At 70.5% G+C, this 7,173-nt stretch carries 9 protein-coding genes and 2 pseudogenes; 6 read left to right on the forward strand and 5 right to left on the reverse strand.

The features are described 5' to 3' along the window. Positions 1-43: 43 nt before the first annotated feature. The gene (locus ACFU5F_RS41830; protein WP_383898870.1) at positions 44-697 is read right to left on the reverse strand and encodes a DUF305 domain-containing protein; all 654 of its coding nucleotides are present in this window, start codon (positions 695-697) and stop codon (positions 44-46) included. Between the two features lie 95 nt (positions 698-792). Beyond that, positions 793-1,254, reverse strand: a complete 462-nt coding sequence (locus ACFU5F_RS41835; RefSeq protein WP_383898871.1) for a DUF6153 family protein — start codon at positions 1,252-1,254, stop codon at positions 793-795. A 349-nt stretch (positions 1,255-1,603) separates the two neighbouring features. Here ACFU5F_RS41835 and ACFU5F_RS41840 point away from each other — a divergent pair, with 349 nt between their 5' ends. Beyond that, complete coding sequence (locus ACFU5F_RS41840) at positions 1,604-2,797, forward strand: PP2C family protein-serine/threonine phosphatase (RefSeq protein WP_383898873.1); 1,194 nt, start codon at positions 1,604-1,606, stop codon at positions 2,795-2,797. 82 nt (positions 2,798-2,879) lie between these two features. Here the strand turns inward: ACFU5F_RS41840 and ACFU5F_RS41845 are convergent. Continuing rightward, positions 2,880-3,044: pseudogene (locus ACFU5F_RS41845) on the reverse strand (TetR family transcriptional regulator); the annotation flags it as partial. Between ACFU5F_RS41845 and ACFU5F_RS41850 the strand changes: the two are divergent. Further along, positions 2,976-3,478: pseudogene (locus ACFU5F_RS41850) on the forward strand (NAD(P)-dependent alcohol dehydrogenase); the annotation flags it as partial. The pseudogenes ACFU5F_RS41845 and ACFU5F_RS41850 sit on opposite strands and share 69 nt — an antisense overlap. A 4-nt stretch (positions 3,479-3,482) precedes the next feature. Here ACFU5F_RS41850 and ACFU5F_RS41855 read toward each other — a convergent pair. Further along, positions 3,483-3,920 (reverse strand): ATP-binding protein, encoded by a 438-nt coding sequence (locus ACFU5F_RS41855; protein WP_383898875.1) that lies wholly within the window; start codon positions 3,918-3,920, stop codon positions 3,483-3,485. Between the two features lie 186 nt (positions 3,921-4,106). Between ACFU5F_RS41855 and ACFU5F_RS41860 the strand changes: the two genes are divergently transcribed. From ACFU5F_RS41860 to ACFU5F_RS41870, 3 genes are read left to right on the forward strand one after another with little or no spacing between them, the layout of a single operon-like run. Further along, complete coding sequence (locus ACFU5F_RS41860) at positions 4,107-4,910, forward strand: alpha/beta fold hydrolase (RefSeq protein ID WP_383898876.1); 804 nt, start codon at positions 4,107-4,109, stop codon at positions 4,908-4,910. After that, positions 4,910-6,220: a PP2C family protein-serine/threonine phosphatase gene (locus ACFU5F_RS41865; RefSeq protein WP_383898877.1), complete on the forward strand. Its 1,311-nt coding sequence runs from the start codon at positions 4,910-4,912 to the stop codon at positions 6,218-6,220. Before ACFU5F_RS41860 ends, ACFU5F_RS41865 begins: the two co-directional genes overlap by 1 nt. Positions 6,221-6,227: 7 nt before the next feature. Next, entirely contained in the window at positions 6,228-6,566 is a 339-nt protein-coding gene (locus tag ACFU5F_RS41870; protein ID WP_383898879.1) for an STAS domain-containing protein, read from the forward strand. Between the two features lie 91 nt (positions 6,567-6,657). On the opposite strand, the gene ACFU5F_RS41875 is transcribed toward ACFU5F_RS41870, so the two are convergent. Further along, positions 6,658-6,831: a CsbD family protein gene (locus tag ACFU5F_RS41875; protein ID WP_078580046.1), complete on the reverse strand. Its 174-nt coding sequence runs from the start codon at positions 6,829-6,831 to the stop codon at positions 6,658-6,660. Between the two features lie 139 nt (positions 6,832-6,970). Between ACFU5F_RS41875 and ACFU5F_RS41880 the strand changes: the two genes are divergently transcribed. Next, positions 6,971-7,141 (forward strand): hypothetical protein, encoded by a 171-nt coding sequence (locus ACFU5F_RS41880; RefSeq protein WP_012998553.1) that lies wholly within the window; start codon positions 6,971-6,973, stop codon positions 7,139-7,141. Positions 7,142-7,173: the final 32 nt, after the last annotated feature.

The raw sequence follows: 7,173 nt of genomic DNA on the forward strand, positions 1-7,173 counted from the left end.
GGGGGGGCGGGGCCCCCGGGGTGGGCCCCGCGCCACGGGGCCGTCAGAGCCGGTCGAGGACGCCCTCCAATTGGTCGACCTCGGCGGACTGGCCGCGCACGATGTCACCGGCCATGGTCATGGCGGCGGTGTTCTCGCCGTCCTTCTGCTCGTCCCGGGCCATGGCGATGGCGCCGTTGTGATGCTCGATCATCATCTCGGCGAACATCTTGTCGAACTCGGCGTTCTTCACACCCTTGAGGTGTTCCATGTCCGAGCCGCTCATCATGCCGTCACCGTCACCGTGTTCCATGCCGGGCATGGACTCGACGCCGGTCGGCTCGTTCCAGGACTTCAACCATCCCTTCATCGTCCTGATCTCGGGGTCCTGGGCCTTCTCGATCGTTGCGGCGATCTCCTTGATCTCCGTGTCGGACGCCCGGTCGTCGGCCAGCCGGGCCATCTCCAGCGCCTGTTCGTGGTGCGGGATCATCATCTGCGCGAACGCGACGTCGGCCTTGTTGAAGTCGGTGGACGCGGCCTTGCCGGTCGTCGCGGTGGCCGTAGGGGACGCGGTGGCCTTGCCGCTGCCGTGGTCCATGCCGTTCATGTCGTTGCCGCAGGCGGTGAGGAAGAGGGTCCCGGCTGCGACGGCGATGCCGGTGGCGACGGCGCGTCGTAGGTGCTTGCGGCGCGGGGCATGCGCGAGGGCGGTCATGTCGGTTTCACCTCGTGGTGTGGGTTCGTGGGCTGTGAGAGGGCGGGCGAAGCCGCGGGTCCGCGCGTGCCGCGCGCCCGCGAGAGCGGTTCGGCCTACAGCCGCAGAACTGACAGACGGGTGAGATCGGGGCCGCGCGGTGGCGAGTTCGGCCGCGCGGCGGCGACCCGGGTGAGAATCCGGGCGGACCACACCCGGCAGCGGGTGAGCGCCGACGCGAGCAGCGCGGAGAGCACCCAGCCGCCGAGCAGCACCGCCACACAGAGCGACAGCATGTCCATCGCCTTGGGGGGCCCGTGCGAGGACGACGGATCCGGCGCGTCAGCGCCATGGTCGAGGATGCTCCGGCCGACGGCCGAGCCCGTCGTTCCGTGATGCGAAGCGGACACGCTCGACGGGTCCGTGGCGGCCGTGGCGGACGCGCTGCTCATGGCGGAGTGCGCCGACTCCCCGGGATGACCCGTGCCGTGCATCGCGAAGACCCCCAGCGCGAGCGTGACGACGAGCAACAGCTGCCCCAGGGCACCTCCTGCGCGCACGCACCTGCTCTCCCGCATACGGGACTCCTCCGACGACGGTTCGACCTCTTCCGATCCGACGGTACCCAAAGGGAGCCGCCCCTGCCGGAGAAGAGGGCGATTTCTACTGATCTACTAAGTGGTTTAGTGACGAAGCCCACGGTGGCGATGTGGCGACGTGGCGATGTGGCGATCGGTACGGAGCAGGTCACCGGGGCCGGGGTGCCCGCCCCGGGCCCTCACCCCCGCGCCCGCCCTGTGCGCCCTCGCCCGGCCGCTTCGGTGGGCGCGCCCCGGGCCCTCAACTCCCTGACCGGCCAAAACGGGCGCACCATGTGATTCTGAGGAGACTCGGGGAAGAAGGTGCGGCAGCCGACGGGAGGTTGTCGTGAAGGGTGGAGATCTGGAACTGGGCGAGTTGTTGGCCGCCGCGGAGGCGGCCCCGCCCGGTGGGTCTGTCGATGTGGTGGCACACGATCTGCAGAAGCGGTTCGGTGCGGAGCGGGTGTCCTTCCTGTTCGTCGACCTCATCGGACAACGGCTGGTACGCCTTGCCGCGGCCGGCGAAGAGACGGCGGACGGCGCGGCGCCCCTACCTCTGCGGGGCAGCGTCTACGACAGCGTCCTGCGCGCTCAGCGGCAGTTCGTGGAGGACGACGGCCAGGGCGGACTGCGTGTCATCACTCCGGTCAGCAACCGAGGTGACTGCATCGGCGTCCTGGAAGTGACCTTGCAGTCCGCCGACGCGGCCGTACTCCAGCAGGTCCGTGACGCGGCACACGCGCTCGCCTACATCATCGTCACCGACGGCCGCTTCACCGATCTCTACCACCTGGGCCGGCGCACCACCGAGACCAGCCTGGCCGCCGAGATCCAGCACCAGCTGCTCCCCTCGGCCTCGTGCTGCGAGGCGCCGCAGTTCACCCTCGCCGCCGGGCTGGTTCCGGCCGACGACATCGGTGGGGACACCTACGACTACACACTCGACCGCGACCGGCTCCATGTGTCCATCACCGACGCCATGGGCCATGACACCAACTCCGCCCTGCTGGCCACGCTGTTGGTCGGCGCGCTGAGACGCGCGCGACGCAGCGGCTGCGACGCCCTCAAGCAGGCCGACCACGCCCATCAGGCCCTGCTGCGGCACAGCAGGGGCCTGGCCACCGGCCAACTGCTCTGCGTCGAACTGGAAACAGGGCTGTGCGAACTGGTCAACGCCGGCCACCCCTGGCCGCTGCGACTGCGCGACGGCGTCGTCGAGGAGGTCGAACTCGCCGTCAACCTGCCCTTCGGTGTGGCGGCGCCCACCCCGTACCGTCTCCAGGAACTGCGCCTGCTCCCCGGCGACCGCCTGATCCTGCTCACCGACGGCATGCAGGACCGTGGCGCCGCGGCCGCCGACCTGTTCTCGGTCGCGCACGACACCCGCGATCTGCATCCACGAGAAGTCGTCCGGAGCCTGACCGCCGCCGTGCTCGACGCCTGCCACGGCAACCTCAAGGACGACGCCACCGTCCTGATACTGGACTGGCACGGCACCCCTGACCGACCGGCCGACACCGCGCCGGAACCGCAGGACTGAGCCGACCGACGCCCGGAGCCCCAGCGCCGCACATGTGACGGCGTGCAGGCCCGGGTTTTTTGGGGGACTTGCTTGTTCAGCCGCCGTGCACCGCCGCGGCCCGCGGGCCCTTCGCATCGAGGGCCCCGCGGCAGAGCCCGGCCCGTCGGGCCACGGTCGCCATCGGGGCGTCGATCCCGTGCTCCGCAAAGACCGCACGGGCCGCGACCAGGACGCTCTCCCGGTTGCGCCGAGTGTCCGCCCGCACCCCGTCCCGGGCTGTGATCCGAGAGGATTCGTCATCGGCGGCGAACTGGCAGTCCGTGCCGGCCGTCTCCGCCTCCTGAGCAGCCGGAAATTCCCCAAGCGCGTCGGCCTGGACTTCACCGGCGACGAGGTCGCCGCACCGGGTGCGGAGCCACCCGGTGCGCGGCCGGCGACCGCGTATGGGGGTCTTGGGCCGCACCTCCGGGTTCGGCAGCGCGACGCCGGGTACGTGACCGTGCCGTCGAGCGGGTCGGCGGGCTCCTTGATGGCCTTGACCTGGTGGACGCCGCCGCGCCGCCGATGGCCACCACGGCCATCACCGCGCTGCGGGACAAGGCCGGGTTGCGCCCTGGCGAACGACTCGTCGTTGGCGCGGCGGGCGGTGTCGGCAACGCCGCCGTCCAGCTCGGACGGGCATGCGGCGCCGACGATACACGGGCTAGTGCAGATGCAGGTGCGCGACGATCTGCTTGCCGGAGTTGAGGGCGATCGTCTGCAGGTGGTCGCAGAGCCGGGCGACCAGGTACAGCCCGTGGCCGCCTACCCGGCGCGCGTCGTGTGCCCGTGGCTCTGGCGGGCGAGGGGAGCTGTCCCGTACGGCGATGCGCAGCAGACCGGCGTCGGGCGTCACTTCCAGTGCCAGGGCGCCCGGACCGGGCGCGTGGCGCAGCGCATTGGTGACCAGTTCACTGACGACGAGCTGGGCGTCCTGACTCGGCCGGTGGCGGGGATCGTGACCGGCCCGCGCCAGCAGCGCGCGCACGGCCGTTCGGGCGTCGGCGATCGACGCGTCCGCCGTGTCCCAGGCGGCGCTGTAGCGCAGGGACGTCGCGGTCCCCTCTTCCTCCGATGCCCGATCTTCAAGCGGGGTGACCATAGAACTCTTCCCGTGGGTCGTTCCTTGTCTTTCATCACGAGTTGCCGGTATCGCGTCATTCGCCTACCCGCTGTCGTCCCGTTCATGAGGCGCGTTTCGTGTGACCGCCTCCATGAACCCTTCATGAACCGTCCACCGGGTGCTCGTCCTCCCGGGGCGCACCGCGGGACCTGCGAGACTGTCCCGATGGACATCGGCCGCAGGAACAACGTCAACGTCATCGGCAACCCGGACGGGCGCACGGTGGTGCTGGCTCACGGGTTCGGCTGTGATCAGAACATGTGGCGGTTGACGGTGCCGGCTCTGGTGGACCGGTACCGGGTGGTGTTGTTCGACTACGTGGGTTCGGGCCGTGCGGATCCCTCCGCCTTCTCGGAGAGCCGCTACGCCTCGCTCGACGGCTACGCCCGGGACGTGGTGGAGGTGTGCGAGGCGTTCGACGTGCGCGACGCGGTGTTCGTGGGGCATTCCGTCAGCGCGATGATCGGGGCACTGGTCGTCGGCATGGCTCCGGAGAGCATCGGGGCGCTGGTGATGGTCGCTCCGTCGCCGCGGTACATCGACGACGACGCTTACCGGGGCGGGTTCAGCGCCGGGGACATCGACGAACTGCTGGCGTCGCTGGAGTCGAACTACCTGGGCTGGTCGGCCGCGATGGCTCCGATGATCATGGGCAACGCGGAGCGCCCAGAGCTGGGTCAGGAGCTGACGAACAGTTTCTGTGCCACCGACCCGGACATGGCGCGTGTCTTCGCGCGGGCGACCTTCCTGTCCGACTCGCGGGACGACGTGAAGACCGTGCGGGTGCCGACGCTGGTGCTGGAGTGCACCCAGGACGTCATCGCCCCGCGCGAGGTCGGGGCCTTCCTCCACCGGACGATCCCCGGCTCGACACTGGTCACCCTTGACGCGACCGGACACTGCCCGCACCTGTCCGCGCCCGAGGCCACCAACGAGGCGATCACCGGCTTCCTGGCGGGCCTGCGTTGATGTGCCGAATCGGGCAACAGCCCGACCCGCGGGGCAGGGGCGGCGAGGAGACGGCGAACGGGGCGTTCGCCGCGCTGTTGGAGGACAGCGCCGAGGAACTGTACGAGAGCGCGCCGTGCGGTTACCTGTCCACCCTGATGGACGGCACCATCGCGAAGATCAACGCCACCCTGCTGGGGTGGCTCGGCCTGGAGCGCGAGGCGGTGGTGGGCCGGATGCGCTTCACCGACCTGCTCACCATGGGCGGCAAGCTGTACCACGAGACGCACTTCGCACCGCTGCTGCGCCTGCAGGGCGAGATCGGCGGCATAGCCCTGGAGATCAGGCGGAGCGGCGGCGGACGCATGCCCGTCCTGGTCTCCTCCGCGGTCAAGCAGGGCGGCAGCGGCCAGCCGGTGCTGATCCGCACATCCGTCTTCGACGCCCGGGACCGGCGCGCCTACGAGGAGGAACTGCTGCGCGGCCGTAAGGCCGCCGAGGAGGCGCGAGCCCAGGCCGAGGAGGCGCGCGCGCAGGCCGAGGCCGACCGCGCCCGTCTCCAGGATGCCCTCGCCGTGCTGCAGCAGTCCCTGCTGCCCACCACCCTGCCGTCCCCGCCCGGGATGGAGACGGCCGCCTACTACCACACCGCTTCGCCCGACCGGCTGGGCGGCGACTTCTACGACGTCTTCCCCGTCGACGGCGAACGCTTCGCCTTCTTCCTCGGCGACGTGTGCGGCAAGGGCCCCCAGGCCGCCGCGCTCACCTCACTCACCCGTTACACCCTGCGCGCGGCAGCCCTGCACGACCCCGATCCGGTCTCCGCCCTGTCGACCCTCAACCGGGTGCTCCACGAGCGGTACGCCCAGGGCGGGGACCCCCGCTACTGCACGGCCGTCTTCGGCGTGCTCGAACCGGACCGCGCGGCGGGCAAGGTCACCGTCCGGCTCGCCTCGGGCGGCCACCCCCCGGCCCTCGTCCTGCGCGCGGACGGCACGGCCGACTTCCTGTCCACCCCGGGCGGGCTCCTCGTGGGTGTCGTGCCCTCCGCTCCCTTCGTCGGCGCCACCACCGTCCTCGCCCCCGGTGACACCCTGCTGCTCTACACGGACGGCATCACCGAGGCCCGCACCGGCGAGGACCGTACGACCCTGTTCGGGGACGAGGGGCTCCTGGCGTTCGCCGCAGACCGGGCCGGACAGCCCCCGGGAGCCGTCGTCCAGGCCCTGACGGACCTCCTCCACGGCTTCGGCGACGGCCTCGACGACGACACCGCCCTGCTCGCCCTGGGCGTGCCCGCCCCCGACCCGCAGACGACGAACCCACGATGAGACCACGATGAGCCCGCTGAAGATCATCACGCGACACGCAGCCACCGGTCCCGTTCTGGAGATCGGCGGCGAACTCGACTACACCAGCGCGTCCGAACTGCGTGCGCTGCTGAGCACACTCGTCCTCCGGCCGGGCGGGCGCCTCGTGCTGGACCTCGCCGGCATGGAGTTCTGCGACTCCAGCGGAATCACCGCCCTGCTCGCGGCCCGCAGCCACGCACTCGCCGCGCAGGCGGACGTCGCCCTCGCAGCCGTGCCTCCGCACACACTGCGCGTGCTGCGCATCGTCGGCCTCGACCAGATCTTCCCGCTGTACCCCGACATCCAGTCGGCCACCCGGCCCTGACAGCCACCCGGCCCTGAGCCGGCGGTGTTCCGCATACGATCGAGGGCCTCCCCGGAAGACACCGGGGAGGCCCTCGATCATGTGCGAGACGTCAGTGCTTGAACGCGTCCTTGGTCTTCTCCTTGGCCTCGCGCGCGTCACCCTTGCTCTGCTGCGCCTGTCCCTCGGCGGCCATGCGGTCGTTGCCGAGGGCGCGCCCCAGCGCTTCCTTCGCCTTGCCCTCGGCCTGCTCGGTCTTCGCCTTGGCCTTTTCGCCGGCACTCATGGAACATGCCTCCTCGTAGCATCCTGTGCCGCTGTCGCGGTAGTCCTGCAGGTGCCCTGAGCATGCCTTCACAAACAAGGAAATTGTGAGGAGTGGAGGAGCATCGGCAGGGCAGACGGAGCGCAGGAGGTTGATGACTATGGTTCCCCTGCTTCTGGTTCTGCTTCTCGCGGTGATCCTTTTCGGTGCGGGCTTCGCCCTCAAGATTCTGTGGTGGGTCGCCCTGGCGGTGCTGGTGCTGTGGCTGCTGGGCTTCGTGATGCGCTCCACCAACGCGGGCGGCGGGCGCGGCCGTTGGTATCGATGGTGACCTGAACCGCACCGTACCCATCGCGTGGGGCC

Origin of the sequence: Streptomyces sp. NPDC057438, assembly GCF_042802995.1 — a bacterium.
In the GTDB taxonomy this organism is placed as follows: Bacteria; Actinomycetota; Actinomycetes; order Streptomycetales; family Streptomycetaceae; genus Streptomyces.

What these genes read in the sequence shown, in the direction of transcription:
- ACFU5F_RS41830 (WP_383898870.1), bottom strand. Translation starts at nt 697, where the DNA reads ATGACCGCCCTCGCGCATGCCCCGCGCCGCAAGCACCTACGACGCGCC.
- ACFU5F_RS41835 (WP_383898871.1), bottom strand. Translation starts at nt 1,254, where the DNA reads ATGCGGGAGAGCAGGTGCGTGCGCGCAGGAGGTGCCCTGGGGCAGCTG.
- ACFU5F_RS41855 (WP_383898875.1), bottom strand. Translation starts at nt 3,920, where the DNA reads ATGGTCACCCCGCTTGAAGATCGGGCATCGGAGGAAGAGGGGACCGCG.
- ACFU5F_RS41860 (WP_383898876.1), top strand. Translation starts at nt 4,107, where the DNA reads ATGGACATCGGCCGCAGGAACAACGTCAACGTCATCGGCAACCCGGAC.
- ACFU5F_RS41865 (WP_383898877.1), top strand. Translation starts at nt 4,910, where the DNA reads ATGTGCCGAATCGGGCAACAGCCCGACCCGCGGGGCAGGGGCGGCGAG.
- ACFU5F_RS41870 (WP_383898879.1), top strand. Translation starts at nt 6,228, where the DNA reads ATGAGCCCGCTGAAGATCATCACGCGACACGCAGCCACCGGTCCCGTT.
- ACFU5F_RS41875 (WP_078580046.1), bottom strand. Translation starts at nt 6,831, where the DNA reads ATGAGTGCCGGCGAAAAGGCCAAGGCGAAGACCGAGCAGGCCGAGGGC.
- ACFU5F_RS41880 (WP_012998553.1), top strand. Translation starts at nt 6,971, where the DNA reads ATGGTTCCCCTGCTTCTGGTTCTGCTTCTCGCGGTGATCCTTTTCGGT.